Consider the following 16,065-nt stretch of genomic DNA (forward strand, 5'->3'; position numbering starts at 1 on the left):
TTAACTGATAAAAAGTAAGCCTTTTTTGTAATTCATAAAAGGCTTTTTTACTTAAAAAAACTACAACATAATGTTAGATATTTTTGAAAGAATAAAGCAAAACCCAGGTCCATTGGGACAATTTGCAGATTATGGTGAAGGATATTTTATTTTCCCGAAGCTTGAAGGTCCTATTGGTCCTAGAATGCAGTTTCAGGGAAGAGAAGTCATTTTTTGGAGTGCCAATGACTATTTAGGATTGTGTAATCATCCTGAAGTTTTGGAAGCAGACGCAAAAGCTGCAGCAGAATTCGGAATGTACTATCCGATGGGAGCAAGAGCAATGTCGGGAGAGACGCATCAGCATTTGCAGCTGGAAAAAGAACTGGCAGAATTTGTTCAGAAAGAGTCAGCATATTTATTAAACTTCGGTTATCAGGGAATGGTTTCTACTATAGATGCCCTGGTTGGAAGAAACGATGTGATTGTTTATGATGTAGATTCTCACGCCTGTATTGTAGACGGTGTAAGACTTCATTCCGGAAAAAGATTCACTTACCGTCACAATGATATTGAAAGTCTTGAAAAAAACCTGCAGAGAGCAACAAAAGTAGCTGAAGAAACAGGAGGAGGAATTTTAGTAATTACTGAGGGTGTTTTCGGAATGAGAGGGCAGCAGGGCAAACTAAAAGAAATCTGCGAGCTGAAATCTAAATACCAGTTCAGACTTTTAGTAGACGATGCCCATGGATTTGGTACCCTTGGTAAAACAGGAGCCGGAGCCGGAGAAGAACAAGGATGTCAGGATAAAATTGACGTTTATTTTTCAACTTTTGCAAAATCTATGGCAGGTTTCGGAGCTTTTATTGCGGGAGATAAAGAAATCATCAGATATTTAAAATTCAATCTTAGATCTCAGATTTTCGCGAAATCTTTAACGATGCCTATGGTAATCGGGGGGTTGAAAAGACTGGAATTATTAAGAACAAGACCAGAAATCAAAGCAAAACTTTGGGAAAATACCAATAAACTTCAAAAAGGTCTTTTAGAAAGAGGATTTAACATTGGAGACACCAATACTTGTGTAACACCTGTTATGATGCAGGGAACTCCTGTAGAAGCTACTCTGTTGGTAAAAGATTTAAGAGAAAACTTCGGAATCTTTACCTCCGTGGTTGTTTACCCGGTAATTCCAAAAGGAATGATTTTATTAAGGTTGATTCCTACTGCTTCTCATACGGATGCAGAAATTAATGAAACATTGGCCGCATTTGAAGCAATACATGATAAGTTGACAAACGGATTTTATAAAGATCAGGAGCAGAAACTCCTTGCTGAACAAGGTTTAAGTTTCAAGGAAATTTAAGTTAAAATATAAAACCTCAGAAATTTCTGAGGTTTTTTTCCATCATTACTTGCAAGAATCAACAATATCAATAAAGCTTTTCTTTTGAAAGACATTCTTCTTATTACGCCGCCTTTTACGCAACTCAACACACCATATCCTGCAACGGCATACATCAAAGGTTTCCTGAATACTAAAGGTATTTCAAGCTACCAGATTGATTTGGGAATTGAGGTAATATTAAAACTATTTTCAAAAGAAGGTTTTCAGAAGATTTTTGCGAATAGTAAAGGAAAAAATATTATCTCAGAAAACTCACAAAGAATTTTCGCTTTAAGAGATGAATATATTAAAACCATTGATCAGGTTATTCTTTTTCTGCAGGGAAAAAATCCTACTTTAGCAAGACAGATCTGTTCGATGAATTTTCTTCCCGAAGCTTCCCGTTTCAACCTGCTGGATGATATGGAATTTGCTTTTGGGAATATGGGTTTACAGGACAAAGCCAAACATTTGGCCACTCTTTATCTGGAAGATATTTCTGATTATATTGTAGAAAATACAGATGCCGATTTTGGTTTCAGCAGATATGCGGAAAGATTAGGTAAATCTGCTAATTCTTTTGATGAATTGTACTCCAAACTACATCAGGATGTTACTTTCACAGATGATTTCACTTTGGAAATTCTTCAGGAAAAAATAGAGTTTATTAAACCTAAACTTATTTGTTTTTCAGTTCCTTTTCCGGGAAATTTATATTCGGCTTTTCGTTCTGCGAAATTTATCAAAACAAACTATCCTCATATTAAAACAGCAATGGGAGGTGGTTTTCCAAACACAGAACTCAGAGATCTGAAAGATGAAAGAGTTTTTGAGTTTTTCGATTTCATCACTTTAGATGACGGAGAACTTCCTATTGAGTTGGTGTATGAAGATATTTGTAGTCCGAAAAAAACTCAGGAATCTCAGCTTAAGCGAACTTTCCTTCTTGAAAATCAAAAAGTTGTTTATAAAAACAATTCTTTAAAACACGATTACAAACAATCAGAAATAGGAACTCCTGATTATACAGATTTACGACTAGATCAATATATTTCTGTGATTGAAATTGCCAATCCTATGCACAGTTTATGGAGCGACGGAAGATGGAATAAATTGACGATGGCACATGGTTGCTATTGGGGGAAATGTACTTTTTGCGATATTTCATTAGACTATATCAAAATCTACGAGCCTATTTCTGCAAAAATTCTGGTCGACAGAATGCAAGAACTGATTACCCAAACAGGAGAAACCGGCTTTCACTTTGTAGATGAAGCTGCACCTCCTGCTTTAATGCGGGAAGTTGCTCTTGAGATTTTGCGAAGAAATCTTGTAGTCACCTGGTGGACAAATATTCGTTTTGAGAAAAGTTTCACACAGGATTTATGCTTTTTGCTTAAAATGTCAGGATGCGTTGCTGTTTCCGGTGGACTTGAAGTGGCAAGTGACAGACTTTTAAAATTAATTGATAAAGGAGTTTCTGTAGATCAGGTGGCAAAAGTTACAAGAAATTTTACAGAATCCGGAATCATGGTTCATGCTTATCTTATGTACGGCTATCCTACTCAAACGGTGCAGGAAACAGTAGATTCATTAGAAATGGTTCGTCAGCTTTTTGAAATGGGAATTTTGCAAAGTGGTTTTTGGCATCAGTTTGCGATGACCACACATTCACCTGTAGGAAAAAATCCTGAACAATTTGGTATCATTCCGGTACACCAAGAGATAAAATTTGCCAATAATGATATTGATTTTAAAGATAAAACAGGAGTTGATCACAGCAAATTCAGTTTTGGACTAAAAAAGTCGCTTTTTAATTATATGCACGGAATTAATTTTGAAATTCCTCTGCAGGAATGGTTTGATTTCAAAATACCTAAAACTACAGTTCATCCGGATTACATTCACGACTGCCTTTTAGAAGAAGACTCCTTTGTTTTTAAACCCAATTCAAAAATTATATTTTTAGCTAAAAATATGGTCGTTGAAAATTATATTAAAACAAAAAAACAACATTCATGGTCTTATTCTAAAGTGACTTTTCATTTAAAAACCAATATTGTTACCATAGATATCGAGCAGGAAAAAGCAAGTTGGCTAATCAAAACCATGGAAAACAATTCGTTGGATAATAATCATAGAATAACTTTGAATCAAATTAAAACTCAATTTGAGGAGAAGTTTGAAAACTTTGAATTGTTTTGGTTTTCTAAGCCGATTCAGCAACTGAAGGAAAACGGAATTATTCTTAGTTTATAATTTTTTGTACATTTAAACTGTAATCCTCCCAAATCTATGCATCTCCAAATCAATCAAGCTGACATAGGCTATAATAAAACATTAATTTCAAAAGCAAATGCGAATTTGAATCTGGGAGAAGTATGTCTCTTGATTGGAAATAATGGGGTGGGAAAAACAACTTTAATCAAATCTATTCTGCATCAGCTTCCGCTTTTAAGAGGAGATATTTCTATTAATAATAAAAACATCAGAAATCTTTCAGTAAAAGAAATTGCAGAGCAGATTGCTGTTGTTTTTTCCAAATCGGTAATTCCTCAGAATTATACTGTAGAAGATCTTATTTCTTTAGGAAAATACATTTATTATCCTTTTTATTTTGAATTAAAAAAAGAAGACAGAGAAGAAGTTTCCCATATTATTGAAGAGTTGGAGCTAACCCAGTATAAAAATACACTACTTAAAAATCTTTCTGACGGAAATCTTCAAAAAGCCTTTATCGGAAGAGCAATCACTCAAAATGCACCCATTATCATCCTTGATGAACCTACCACACATTTGGATGAAAAGAATAAAGTTATCATTTTGCAAACACTCAGAAAGCTCGCAAAAAAACAAAATAAACTGATTCTTTTCTCTTCTCATGACTGGCGACTGGCAAAAGAATTTGCAGATAAAATCTGGTATTTGAAAGATCAAAATCTATATTCGGGCATTGTTGAAGATGTTTTGCTTCAGCATGAAGAGTTGACGAATGCTTCGCTTTTCACAATAAATGAACAATTTGTTGCTCCACACATTATTGCGCCAGAGGTTTATAAAGAGATGCTGTTCTCTTTGTTGCAGAAAAATTTTGAAAAAAACCTTTCTACTTTGTTTTTTGAATGGGACAATCAAAAATGGATTATTACTCATCAAACAGAAAAACATCAATGCGAATCCTTTGAAGAAATCGTTAATTTTGTAAAAACCATTCATTAATTCTTTAAATTCTTTATTGTTTATACATACTATGCATGCATAGTATTATGCTGTTCATATAATTTAATGATTTAATTTTCAGAAAGTTAACAAATTTTAACGTAAATAAATATTATGCATGCATAATATTTGCTAAATTTGGATAAACCATGACACGAAAAGTATGGAACCAAATAAAGATAAAATAGAAAACATTGATCTTATTCTGAAACAAACGTGGATTTCGGTACAGAAAATGTACTCAGATTTGGCACAGGAATATGACTCTACGGCTGTACAAGCACTCACCTTATTGAAAATCGACCCCAAAGAAGGTACAAGAAGTACCAATTTGGGTCCTAAAATGGCAATTGAGCCAACTTCGCTTACAAGAATTATTAAACTTCTGGAAGACAATGGCTATATCTACAAAGAAAAAACTACAGCCGATAAGCGGGAAGTCATTATTAAACTTACCGAAAAAGGACTTAGTTCAAGAAATCTTTCAAAAGAAGTGGTCGTTAATTTCAATAAAAAAATAATGGAGAAGATTTCACCGGAAAAACTGGAAATATTCAAAGAAGTAATGACAGAAATCATGAAAATTTCTCATGACCTTAATAATAAGAAATAAATTGATCTATGAAAGCACTATTACCTATAAAAATGGTTTAAATAATAGAGCAATATTCATTTGACCATTAAAAATAATAAATATCTAAATATGAAAAGACGAATCAAACACGTTACGGTTCTCGGTTCAGGAATTATGGGAAGCGGTATTGCTGCACACTTTGCCAATATTGGGGTAGAAGTTTTGCTGCTGGATATCGTTCCTTTTGAATTGACCGAAGCAGAGCAGAAAAAAGGTTTGACCAAAGATGACAAAGCGGTAAGAAACAGAATCGCTTCAGAAAACTTTGAAAAACTCAAGAAAGCAAGTCCTGCACTACTCTATTCTCCGAAATTTGCAGATAGAATTAAAGTTGGCAACTTTGATGATGATTTACCTAAAATAAAAAATACAGACTGGATTATTGAAGTTGTCGTTGAAAAGCTCGACATCAAAAAATCCGTTTATGAAAAAATCGAACAGTTCAGAAAGTCCGGAACTTTAGTTTCTTCAAATACTTCAGGAATTCCAATTAATATGTTGGTGGAAGGAAGAAGCGATGATTTCAAACATTATTTTGCAGGAACACACTTCTTCAATCCTGTGAGATATCTTCCTCTTTTAGAGATTATTCCAACCAACGATACGAATCCAGAAATCATTGATTTCTATATGAACTACGGAGCAAAATTCTTAGGAAAAACAACCGTCTTAGCAAAAGATACTCCTGCTTTTATTGCCAATAGAATCGGAGTTTTCTCAATGATGGATCTCCTTCATAATGTTCAGAAATTAGGATTAACGGTTTCCGAAGTTGATAAATTAACTGGTCCAGTAATCGGTCGTCCAAAATCTGCAACGTTCAGAACCGCTGATGTTGTTGGTTTGGATACTTTGGTGATGGTGGCAAACGGCGTTCGCCAAAGCGGTGCCGAAGCGAATGATTTCAACGACGTTTTTGCCCTTCCTGATTACATCCAGAAAATGGTTGATAATAAATGGTTAGGATCTAAAACAGATGGAGGCTTCTATAAAAAAGTAAAAAATGCAGAAGGAAAATCTGAAATTCAAGGATTAAATCTGGATACTTTAGAATACGAACTTCAGGGAAAATCTTCTTTTCCGACATTAGAATTAACAAAAAATATTGACAAACCAATTGACAGATTTAAAGTGTTAATTGGTGGAAAAGATAAAGCCGGAGAATTGTACAGAAAATCTTTGGGAGCATTATTCGCTTATATTTCGCATAAAGTTCCGGAAATTTCCGATGAAGTTTACAAAATCGACGATGCCATGAGAGCTGGTTTTGGTTGGGAAAACGGTCCCTTTGAAATCTGGGATGCGGTAGGCGTTCAGAAAGGTATTGAATTGGCCAAAGAAGCCGGCTACGAAGTGTCAGACTGGGTGAAAAATGTGGAAACTTTCTATAAAGTGAATGACGAGGGACAAAGCATTTATGTTGATAAAAGCTCTGGTGAATACAACAAAATTCCGGGTCAGGATTCTTTCATTATTTTAGATAATATCAGAAAAAATAAAACGCTTTGGAGTAATTCAGGAGCTGCGATTGAAGATCTAGGTGACGAAATTATCAACTTCGAGATTCGTTCTAAAATGAATTCTTTGGGAGGCGAAGTTTTGGATGGATTAAACAGAGCGATTGATTTAGCTGAAAAAGAATACGACGGATTAGTGATTGGAAATCAAGGCACGAATTTCTCTGTGGGTGCCAATTTAGCGATGATTTTAATGATGGCCATCGAACAGGATTGGGATGATTTGAATATGGCAATTGCCTATTTCCAAAAATCAATGATGAGAGTTCGCTACTCTTCTATTCCTGTGGTTGTTGCTCCTCACGGAATGACGCTTGGCGGTGGTTGCGAAATGACCATGCACGCAGACAGAGTTGTCGCAGCAGCAGAAACTTACATCGGATTGGTGGAAACCGGAGTTGGTGTAATTCCTGGCGGTGGCGGAACTAAAGAATTGACCTTGAGAACATCCAGAGAATTTCACAATGATGACGTGAAAAATAACAGACTTCGTGAAGCTTTCATGAATATTGCGATGGGTAAAGTAGCAACCTCTGCTTACGAAGCCTATGATATGGGAATTTTAGAGCATGGAAAAGATATTGTTTCAGTTGATAAAAGAAGCCAGATTAAGACCGCTAAAATGCTCGCTAAAAGTTTAGCAGAACACGGATACACACAACCTATCGAACAGAAAGTAAAAGTTCTAGGTAAAGATGCTTTAGGAATGTTCTATGTAGGAACTGACCAGATGCTAACAGGAAATTATATTTCTGAACACGATAAAAAAATCGCAGATAAATTAGCTAACGTAATGGTCGGCGGAAATCTTTCTGAACCAACAGTCGTTACCGAACAATATTTATTGAATCTTGAAAGAGAGACATTCTTACAGCTTTGCGGTGAAAGAAAAACGTTGGAGAGAATTCAGCATATGTTACAAAAAGGTAAACCGTTGAGAAACTAGATTTTTCTGTAAAATGTAAAAAGTATTAATGTACTAACGATGCACAACTTTAGAGATTTAGAAGTTTGGACAAAATCAATGAAACTTTGTAAAATATTTATTTAGCTTCTAATAATTTTCCAAAAAATGAAATATTCGGATTGACTTCACAGTCAAGAAGAAGCTTATATTCAATTCCTTCTAATATTGCTGAAGGTGCAGGTCGAGATACAAATGCCCAATTTTCACATTTTCTGAATATTGCATTAGGTTCTTCATTTGAATTCGAAACTCAGATTTTAATTGCTGATGAGTTGGAATTCTTTAAAAATGATGATTTTAATATGATTTATTCCGAAATTAAACATATACAAAATATGTTGGTAAAACTGAAGCAGAAGTTTAATACTTAAGCATTTTAAATCATAAATACATTTTACGTAAATACATTAATACAAACAAATGAAAACAGCATACATAGTAAAAGGATTCAGAACTGCCGTTGGAAAAGCTCCAAAAGGAAGTTTAAGATTCACGAGACCCGATGTAATGGCGGCAACCGTAATTGAAAAATTAATGGCTGAACTTCCGCAATTGGATAAAAACAGAATCGATGACCTTATCGTTGGAAACGCGATGCCCGAAGCCGAACAAGGCTTAAACGTAGCGCGTTTAATTTCTTTAATGGGATTAAATACAGACAAAGTTCCCGGAGTTACCGTAAACAGATATTGCGCATCAGGAAGTGAGGCGATTGCGATTGCTTCTGCAAAAATTCAGGCAGGAATGGCGGACTGCATTATTGCAGGAGGTACAGAATCTATGTCTTACATTCCGATGGGTGGATACAAACCCGTTCCTGAAACTGAAATTGCCAAAACAAATCCTGATTATTACTGGGGAATGGGTTACACCGCAGAAGAAGTTGCAAAACAATATAATATCACGAGAGAAGAACAGGATCAGTTCGCTTTTGAATCTCATCAAAAAGCTTTAAAAGCCAATAAGGAAGGTAGATTTGCTAATCAGATTGTTCCGATTCCTGTTGAATATAATTTTTTGGATGAAAACCAGAAAATGCAGACTAAAAAGTTTGACTTCTCTGTTGATGAAGGTCCAAGAGCAGATACCTCTTTGGAAGGTTTGGCTAAATTGAGACCTGTTTTTGCTAACGGAGGAAGCGTAACAGCCGGAAACTCATCACAGATGAGCGATGGAGCGGCTTTCGTCATGGTAATGAGTGAAGAAATGGTAAAAGAATTAGGTCTTGAGCCAGAAGCAAGATTGGTAGCTTATGCAGCTGCAGGATTAGAACCAAGAATCATGGGAATGGGACCAATTTATGCAATTCCAAAAGCTTTGAAACAGGCAGGTTTAGAATTAAAAGATATTGAATTAATTGAGTTAAATGAAGCATTCGCATCACAATCTGTTGCCATCAAAAAAGAATTAGGCTTAAATTCAGATATCTTAAATGTAAACGGAGGTGCCATTGCTTTAGGTCACCCTCTTGGCTGCACCGGAACAAAATTAACCGTTCAGCTTCTTGACGAAATGAGAAAACGCGGAAATAAATACGGAATGGTTTCCATGTGTGTAGGAACAGGACAAGGAGCGGCAAGCATATTCGAACTTCTTTAAAGACAAAAAGAAAATAGACAGATAGATAATGGACACTTAGAAACACACAAGAAATGATGGATGATTTTAAAAGACATAATTTTAAAAAGCTTAAAATTTGGAAAATGGGTATGGAATTGTCAAGAGCAACATTAGATCTTACCGATACTTTTCCAACTTATGAAAAATATGGTTTGAAAAGCCAAATGGATCGATGTTCAATCTCTATTCCTTCAAATATAGCTGAAGGTTCAAGCAGAACAAATAAATCTTTTAGTCATTTTTTAGATATTTCTTTGGGTTCGTCATTTGAATTGCAAACTCAAATATTATTGGCAAATCATAAAAAATATTTATCTGATGAAAAATGTGAAATCTTTGAAGTAAAAATTGAAGAATTCCAAAGAGCAACAATGGTATTTCAAAATATACTTAATAAAGACTAAAAAGATGATAGACTGACAGAAAATAGATAATAAAATGATTTTGATAAATAATAAGTCTATCATCTATCCGTCTATTATCTAAAAATCTAAATAATTAAAAGAAAAAAATCAAATATTAAATGAGCAATATAGTAAAAGGCGGTGAATTCCTGATCAAAGAAATTCCTGCAAACGAAATTTTCAGTCTTGAAGAACTGAGTGAAGAGCAAAAAATGCTTCGTGATTCAGCAAAAGAATTTATTGATAGAGAGGTTGTTCCGCATCATGATCGTTTTGAGAAAAAAGATTATGCATTGACGGAAGAAACAATGCGTAAATTAGGCGAAATGGGACTTCTTGGAATTACTGTTCCTGAAGAGTATGGCGGTCTTGGAATGGGATTCGTAAGTACCATGTTGGCTTGCGATTATGTTTCAGGTGGAAACGGATCATTAGCAACAGCTTACGGTGCGCATACCGGAATTGGAACTTTACCTACTCTTCTTTATGGAAGTGAAGAATTGAAAAAGAAATATCTTCCGGATTTAGCTACAGGAACAAAATTCGGAGCGTATTGTTTGACTGAACCCGATGCCGGATCAGACGCCAACTCGGGAAAAACAAGAGCAAAATTGTCAGAAGATGGAAAACATTACATCATCAACGGACAAAAAATGTGGATTTCGAATGCTGGTTTTGCAGACACTTTCACTTTGTTTGCTAAAATTGATGATGATAAAAATATCACTGGTTTTGTGATTAACCGTTCTGAATTGGAAAATCCTGAAAGCTTGACTTTTGGTGAGGAAGAGCATAAATTAGGTATTCGCTCATCGTCCACACGTCAGGTTTTCTTTAATGATATGAAAGTTCCTGTTGAGAATATGTTGGGCGAAAGAAATAATGGTTTCAAAATCGCTTTGAACGCATTGAATGTTGGAAGAATTAAATTAGCTGCGGCAAATCTTGACGGACAAAGAAGAATTTTAAATCACTCTATTCAATATTCAAACGAAAGAAAACAATTTGGTGTTTCAATTTCTACTTTCGGAGCCATCAGAAAGAAGATTGCTGAAATGTCAACAGGAGTTTTTGTAAGTGAAGCTGGTTCATATCGTTTAGCGAAAAATGTTGAAGATAAAATTGCAGAATTGGTTGCAGGGGGAATGGATCATCAACAAGCTGAATTAAAAGGTGTTGAAGAATTTGCAGTAGAAGCTTCTATTCTAAAAGTTTTTGTTTCAGATCTTACCCAAAATACAGCCGATGAAGGAATCCAAATCTATGGTGGAATGGGCTTCTCAGAAGACACTCCGATGGAATCTGCATGGAGAGATGCAAGAATCGGAAGAATTTATGAAGGAACTAATGAAATTAACAGACTTTTAGCCGTTGGAATGTTAATCAAGAGAGCAATGAAAGGAGAATTAGATTTACTTTCTCCTGCAATGGCGATCAGCAAAGAATTGATGGGAATCCCGTCATTTGAAGTTCCTGATTATTCTGAATTTATGAGCGAAGAAAAAGCAATTATTGCCAATCTTAAGAAGGTTTTCTTAATGGTTTCCGGTGCTGCTCTTCAAAAATACATGATGGATATTGAGAAACAGCAACATTTATTATTAAACGCATCTGAAATTCTTAACCAAATCTACATGGCAGAATCTACAGTTTTAAGAGCCGAAAAACATTTCTCAGCAGATTCTGTAGAAGCTGCAATGGCTCAATTGAATCTTTATAAAGCGGTGGAAAAAATTATCGTTGCCGCAAAAGAGGGAATCGTTTCCTTTGCAGAAGGTGACGAACAGAGAATGATGCTTTCAGGATTAAGAAGATTTACAAAATACACCAACAATCCTAATGTTGTTGCTCTAACTGAAAAGGTTGCAGCTCATTATATTGCAAAAGGACATTACTAAACCAGTAAATCTTATAAACAAAAAACGCTTCAATATTTGAAGCGTTTTTTGTTTTTTATTTGTTGTTGTAAGATTAATAGTCTTTTGTGCCTATTTCATTGATTTCGCTGAAATTTTCTTTAGGATTTAAACCATATTGATTTGTACCCGAATCTCCTTCTGTAAAATACAAAATCAATAACCAGATGGCTCCAATTATTGGAATAAATGCAATGAGCAGAAACCATCCACTTTTCCCCACGTCATGTAATCTTCTCACGGAAACGGCTAATCCCGGGATGAAAACAGCCAAAGCATAAACCATATAAATAAATCCGTATGGACTTTCAGACGAAAATTTTAATCCTAAAATATTGTCCAAAATTACAGCTGCAATTGTAAAAAGCATATTGAATAAAATATACATCCAATATTCAGTCCTTCTAGCTCTTCCGTTAAAATCTGTGTACTGTTTAAGTACCTTTAAATACCATTTCATAGTTATATTTTTTATAGTTAAATCCAAAAGTATAATTTTTTTTTAAACAAAAAATTATTTCTTTTAATTTTCATAGTATTTTATATAAAAAAATTCTAATATAAACGTGTTTCAAATTATTGAAGCGGGTTTTAAGTTAAAAGTTGATCTGTTTATTAAGTATTATTTTATTATCATAATACTTAGATGATTATTCATTTATTAGTATTATTAGAAAATTTGCTGATGATAATTCCCACCAAAACAACGGAATAAAACTGTCCGATAATTCCAATCAGTGAAGTGATGAGTTTAGTTTGGTAAGAATTAGGAGTAATATCACCATAACCAATCGTAGTTAGAGTAACAGAACAAAAGTATACCAGATCAATAAACGTATGCGCCGGACTGGAATAGTTTAATCCTTTAAAAGATTGAAGATCTGAATATGCATAAATCTGAAACATAAAAACAGATACTTCTAAAAGCAATAATAATCCGCAGGCTGAAGCAGAAATAATATCTGTATTAATATAGCCGGGTTTTATTAAAAACTTGAAAACCTCCAAAAAAATAAAAAAATAAAATACAATATAACTGATATTTAGAAAAAACATAAACTCCGGAACTCCTTTAAAAAAAGACAGCAAAATAGGGAGTATAATGACCAAAACGGACAAAACATTCTTCGTTATATTTTTAAATTTTCCTTTTTCAATAAAAACACCAATACTTGCTAAACCCAAAATAACCATATTAATTGGCCATAAAACCTCAGTATAAAATGTCATATCATTGACAATGATGCCAATAAAAAGATGTTGAATAAGTGCTGCTAAAAGCAGTTCGTATTTTCTATTACTTAAAAAATTTTTGATCTTCATTGTATAGTGTCTTTTTAAAAATTAACAGTGTAAGCTTAATCAACAAAAATACTAAAACAAAAAATCCTGTCTACTAAAGACAGGATGATTATTTTACTCTTAACAAATTACTCCCACTCAATGGTTGCAGGAGGTTTGCTTGAAATATCGTACGCTACTCTGTTGATTCCTCTTACTTCATTAATAATTCTGCTTGAAACAGTATCCAAAAATTCATAAGGAAGTCTGCTCCATGTTGCTGTCATAAAGTCGATCGTGTTTGCAGAACGAACTACTGCTGTGTACTCATACGTTCTCTCATCACCCATTACTCCTACAGATTTTACAGGAAGTAGAACAACGAAAGCCTGAGAAACTTTTTCGTATAAATCATTTTTATATAATTCTTCAATGAAAATATCATCAGCCTCCTGCAAAATTCTTACTTTTTCTGCATCAACAGCTCCCAATACTCTGATTCCTAAACCAGGACCAGGAAAAGGATGTCTGTGCACCAAATGATGAGGAATTCCCAATTCTTCCCCTACTTTTCTTACTTCATCTTTGAAGAGTTCTCTTAAAGGTTCAAGCAGTTCAAACTCCATTTCTTCCGGAAGTCCGCCAACATTGTGGTGAGATTTGATTACTGCAGAAGGTCCGTTTACTGACTGGCTCTCGATAACATCAGGATAAATTGTTCCCTGCGCTAAAAATTTGGCGCCTTCAATTTTATGAGATTCTTCATCAAAAACATGAACAAATTCATTTCCAATGATTTTTCTTTTGGCTTCAGGATCATCTACTCCGGCTAGTTTTGAGAGGAATCTTTCTTTAGCATCTACCAACTTGATATTCATATGAAAATGCTCGCCATAATTATCCATTACTTTTTTGTCTTCATCTTTCCTCAGCAAACCAGTATCAACAAAAATACAAGTCAGCTGATCTCCGATTGCCTTGTGAATCAAAACCGCAGCAACAGAAGAATCTACTCCACCGGATAACCCTAAAATTACTTTTTGATCTCCTACTCTTTCACGTATTTCTTCGACGGTTTTTTCGATATAATTGGTCAGTTTCCAGTTTTTTTCTGCATTACAGATTCCGAAAACGAAATTTTCAAGCATTTTTCCGCCTTCTTCTGTGTGAGAAACTTCAGGATGAAACTGTACACAATAGATTTTCTTTTCTTCGTTTGCAATAGATGCGATTACTCCGGATTGTGCATTCAGTTCAAAACCTGGAGGCAGCATTCCGACTTCGTCAAAATGACTCATCCAAACCACAGAATTGTTGGTAACTCCTCTTAACAGAGAAGATTCTTTTACAATTTCAAGGTGAGCTTTTCCGTATTCTCCTTTCACACCTTTATGAACTTTTCCGCCTAAAAGATGTGCAGTGAGTTGCATTCCGTAGCAAATTCCCAATACAGGGATTCCCTGCTCGTATAATTCTTTTTCAACGAGATGAGCATTTTCTGCATTCACAGAACTTGGTCCCCCGGAAAGAATAATTCCTTTTGGTTGTTTTTCTAAAAGTATTTCTAATGGTGTATTGAAAGGCAATATTTCAGAATAAACACCCATCTCACGGATTCTTCTTCCGATGAGCTGATTGTATTGTGATCCGAAATCGAGTATGATAATACCGTTGTTCATTTTAAAATTTTATTAATGCTTTAAGCTATAGGCTGTAAGCAGTAGGCTATTTGTGAGTTCTAAAGCTTATCGCCTATAGCTTAAAGCTTACTGCTATTAAATTCTTTACAAAAAAAGACCTGGATTTCTCCAAATCTTTTTTCGTGATTTATTTTAAAACTTTCCGATGTCTTCTCTGTAAAAACTGTAATCGAAATGTACAGGAAGTGCATCTTCATATACTTTTTTACGTGCATCTTCATAGGTTGCTCCTGTTGCCACCAAGTTTAACACTCTACCACCGTTAGAAATAACCTTATCTCCTTTTCTGGTAGCTCCTGCATATAATAGCTGGCTGTGTTTTACTTTGTCTTCACCTTTGATCTCAAAGCCAAGTTCCATATTTCTTGGATAACCTCCCGAACACATAACTAAGCAGACTGCCTTTTCATCTTTAAATTTCAGCTCAATGTCTTTACCTTCCATACAGTCCTGAATTACATCAAGCAGATTATTCTCCATTAATGCCATCAAAACCTGAGTTTCAGGATCTCCAAATCTCATGTTATATTCAAGAAGATAGGTTCCGTTTTTGGTGATCATCAATCCGAAGAAGATAATTCCTTTGAAACTGAAGCCTTCTGCTTTAAGACCTTTTAAGGTAGGCTCAAGAATATTTTTTTCAAAATCTGCAAAATGTTCCTGTGTAAACTCGGGACTTGGAGCTACTGCACCCATTCCTCCTGTATTGGAACCTGTATCTCCGTTACCTACTTTTTTGTAATCTTTAGCGGCAACGCAAGGGAAAAGTTTGTCTCCATTTGAGAATGCAATAATTGATGCTTCAAAACCTTCCAGATATTCTTCAATAACCAAACGAATTCCTGCATCACCATAGATTCTTCTGATCATAAAATCGTGAATTGTAGCTTCTGCTTCTTCAATCGTTTCGCAGATTACCACCCCTTTTCCACCAGCAAGACCACTGGCTTTTACCACTAAAGGATAATTTTGTGTCTGTACATATTCTTTAGCTTCAGGATAAGAATCAAAAACCACAGCTTTAGCTGTTTTGATATCATAGGTTTGCATAAACTTCTTAGAAAAAGCTTTGCTTCCTTCAAGACTCGCCACTTTTTGGTTGGGTCCGAAAACTTTAAGACCATGCTTTTTAAACTCGTCTTTCAAACCTGCAACAAGCGGAGCTTCCGGTCCTACAATCGTTAAATCTACTTTTTCCTTTATTGCAAAATCTCTTAATTCTTTGATATCGGATAAATGTACATTCTTACCAATTGCATCAGTAGTTGCGTTTCCGTTTGCAAAAAACATCTTTGTAATTCTGGAATCCTTCTGAAGTTTTGCTGCTAAAGCAGATTCTCTTCCGCCTTCACCTATGATTAATATTCTCATATTTTATATAATTAACTAGTCTATTTTACAAATATATAATTTTGGATGCTATAAATACAATCTCAAAATA

13 protein-coding genes are annotated in these 16,065 nt (G+C 34.7%); 9 read left to right on the forward strand and 4 right to left on the reverse strand.

The genetic code is table 11. The annotated features are described in order from the left end of the window. Positions 1-70: 70 nt before the first annotated feature. The 9 genes from FOL89_RS10140 to FOL89_RS10180 all read left to right on the forward strand — a co-directional run bounded on the left by FOL89_RS10140 (position 71) and on the right by FOL89_RS10180 (position 11,625). Complete coding sequence (locus tag FOL89_RS10140) at positions 71-1,345, forward strand: aminotransferase class I/II-fold pyridoxal phosphate-dependent enzyme (RefSeq protein ID WP_144282687.1); 1,275 nt, start codon at positions 71-73, stop codon at positions 1,343-1,345. 84 nt (positions 1,346-1,429) lie between these two features. After that, positions 1,430-3,625, forward strand: a complete 2,196-nt coding sequence (locus FOL89_RS10145) for a B12-binding domain-containing radical SAM protein (protein WP_144282688.1) — start codon at positions 1,430-1,432, stop codon at positions 3,623-3,625. A gap of 36 nt (positions 3,626-3,661) precedes the next feature. Next, a complete protein-coding gene (locus FOL89_RS10150; RefSeq protein ID WP_144282689.1) occupies positions 3,662-4,585 on the forward strand; it encodes an ABC transporter ATP-binding protein in 924 nt (307 codons plus the stop codon). Positions 4,586-4,748: 163 nt separating this feature from the next. Beyond that, positions 4,749-5,198, forward strand: coding sequence for a MarR family winged helix-turn-helix transcriptional regulator (locus tag FOL89_RS10155; protein ID WP_144282690.1), 450 nt, complete (start codon positions 4,749-4,751; stop codon positions 5,196-5,198). A gap of 90 nt (positions 5,199-5,288) precedes the next feature. Beyond that, positions 5,289-7,682, forward strand: coding sequence for a 3-hydroxyacyl-CoA dehydrogenase/enoyl-CoA hydratase family protein (locus FOL89_RS10160; protein WP_144282691.1), 2,394 nt, complete (start codon positions 5,289-5,291; stop codon positions 7,680-7,682). 140 nt (positions 7,683-7,822) lie between these two features. Further along, positions 7,823-8,074, forward strand: a complete 252-nt coding sequence (locus FOL89_RS10165) for a four helix bundle protein (RefSeq protein ID WP_317130105.1) — start codon at positions 7,823-7,825, stop codon at positions 8,072-8,074. Between the two features lie 49 nt (positions 8,075-8,123). Further along, positions 8,124-9,302: a thiolase family protein gene (locus tag FOL89_RS10170; RefSeq protein ID WP_144282692.1), complete on the forward strand. Its 1,179-nt coding sequence runs from the start codon at positions 8,124-8,126 to the stop codon at positions 9,300-9,302. A 56-nt stretch (positions 9,303-9,358) separates the two neighbouring features. Next, the gene (locus FOL89_RS10175) at positions 9,359-9,727 is read left to right on the forward strand and encodes a four helix bundle protein (protein ID WP_144282693.1); all 369 of its coding nucleotides are present in this window, start codon (positions 9,359-9,361) and stop codon (positions 9,725-9,727) included. A 119-nt stretch (positions 9,728-9,846) separates the two neighbouring features. Further along, entirely contained in the window at positions 9,847-11,625 is a 1,779-nt protein-coding gene (locus FOL89_RS10180; RefSeq protein WP_144282694.1) for an acyl-CoA dehydrogenase family protein, read from the forward strand. 73 nt (positions 11,626-11,698) lie between these two features. On the opposite strand, the gene FOL89_RS10185 is transcribed toward FOL89_RS10180, so the two are convergent. The 4 genes from FOL89_RS10185 to purD form a co-directional block, all read right to left on the reverse strand. After that, positions 11,699-12,103 carry a DUF805 domain-containing protein gene (locus FOL89_RS10185; RefSeq protein WP_144282695.1) on the reverse strand — a complete coding sequence of 135 codons (405 nt, stop codon included), beginning with the start codon at positions 12,101-12,103 and terminating at the stop codon, positions 11,699-11,701. 194 nt (positions 12,104-12,297) lie between these two features. Then, the gene (locus tag FOL89_RS10190; protein ID WP_144282696.1) at positions 12,298-12,966 is read right to left on the reverse strand and encodes a potassium channel family protein; all 669 of its coding nucleotides are present in this window, start codon (positions 12,964-12,966) and stop codon (positions 12,298-12,300) included. A 107-nt stretch (positions 12,967-13,073) separates the two neighbouring features. After that, positions 13,074-14,603, reverse strand: coding sequence for a glutamine-hydrolyzing GMP synthase (gene guaA / locus FOL89_RS10195; protein WP_144282697.1), 1,530 nt, complete (start codon positions 14,601-14,603; stop codon positions 13,074-13,076). 153 nt (positions 14,604-14,756) lie between these two features. Next, the gene (purD, locus tag FOL89_RS10200) at positions 14,757-15,995 is read right to left on the reverse strand and encodes a phosphoribosylamine--glycine ligase (RefSeq protein WP_144282698.1); all 1,239 of its coding nucleotides are present in this window, start codon (positions 15,993-15,995) and stop codon (positions 14,757-14,759) included. Positions 15,996-16,065 lie beyond the last annotated feature (70 nt).

This window comes from Chryseobacterium echinoideorum, from assembly GCF_007474535.1.
In the GTDB taxonomy this organism is placed as follows: domain Bacteria; phylum Bacteroidota; class Bacteroidia; order Flavobacteriales; family Weeksellaceae; genus Chryseobacterium; species Chryseobacterium echinoideorum.

What these genes read in the sequence shown, in the direction of transcription:
- FOL89_RS10190 (WP_144282696.1), bottom strand. Translation starts at nt 12,966, where the DNA reads ATGAAGATCAAAAATTTTTTAAGTAATAGAAAATACGAACTGCTTTTA.
- FOL89_RS10170 (WP_144282692.1), top strand. Translation starts at nt 8,124, where the DNA reads ATGAAAACAGCATACATAGTAAAAGGATTCAGAACTGCCGTTGGAAAA.
- FOL89_RS10175 (WP_144282693.1), top strand. Translation starts at nt 9,359, where the DNA reads ATGGATGATTTTAAAAGACATAATTTTAAAAAGCTTAAAATTTGGAAA.
- FOL89_RS10180 (WP_144282694.1), top strand. Translation starts at nt 9,847, where the DNA reads ATGAGCAATATAGTAAAAGGCGGTGAATTCCTGATCAAAGAAATTCCT.
- FOL89_RS10160 (WP_144282691.1), top strand. Translation starts at nt 5,289, where the DNA reads ATGAAAAGACGAATCAAACACGTTACGGTTCTCGGTTCAGGAATTATG.
- FOL89_RS10150 (WP_144282689.1), top strand. Translation starts at nt 3,662, where the DNA reads ATGCATCTCCAAATCAATCAAGCTGACATAGGCTATAATAAAACATTA.
- FOL89_RS10155 (WP_144282690.1), top strand. Translation starts at nt 4,749, where the DNA reads ATGGAACCAAATAAAGATAAAATAGAAAACATTGATCTTATTCTGAAA.
- FOL89_RS10140 (WP_144282687.1), top strand. Translation starts at nt 71, where the DNA reads ATGTTAGATATTTTTGAAAGAATAAAGCAAAACCCAGGTCCATTGGGA.
- guaA (WP_144282697.1), bottom strand. Translation starts at nt 14,603, where the DNA reads ATGAACAACGGTATTATCATACTCGATTTCGGATCACAATACAATCAG.
- purD (WP_144282698.1), bottom strand. Translation starts at nt 15,995, where the DNA reads ATGAGAATATTAATCATAGGTGAAGGCGGAAGAGAATCTGCTTTAGCA.
- FOL89_RS10185 (WP_144282695.1), bottom strand. Translation starts at nt 12,103, where the DNA reads ATGAAATGGTATTTAAAGGTACTTAAACAGTACACAGATTTTAACGGA.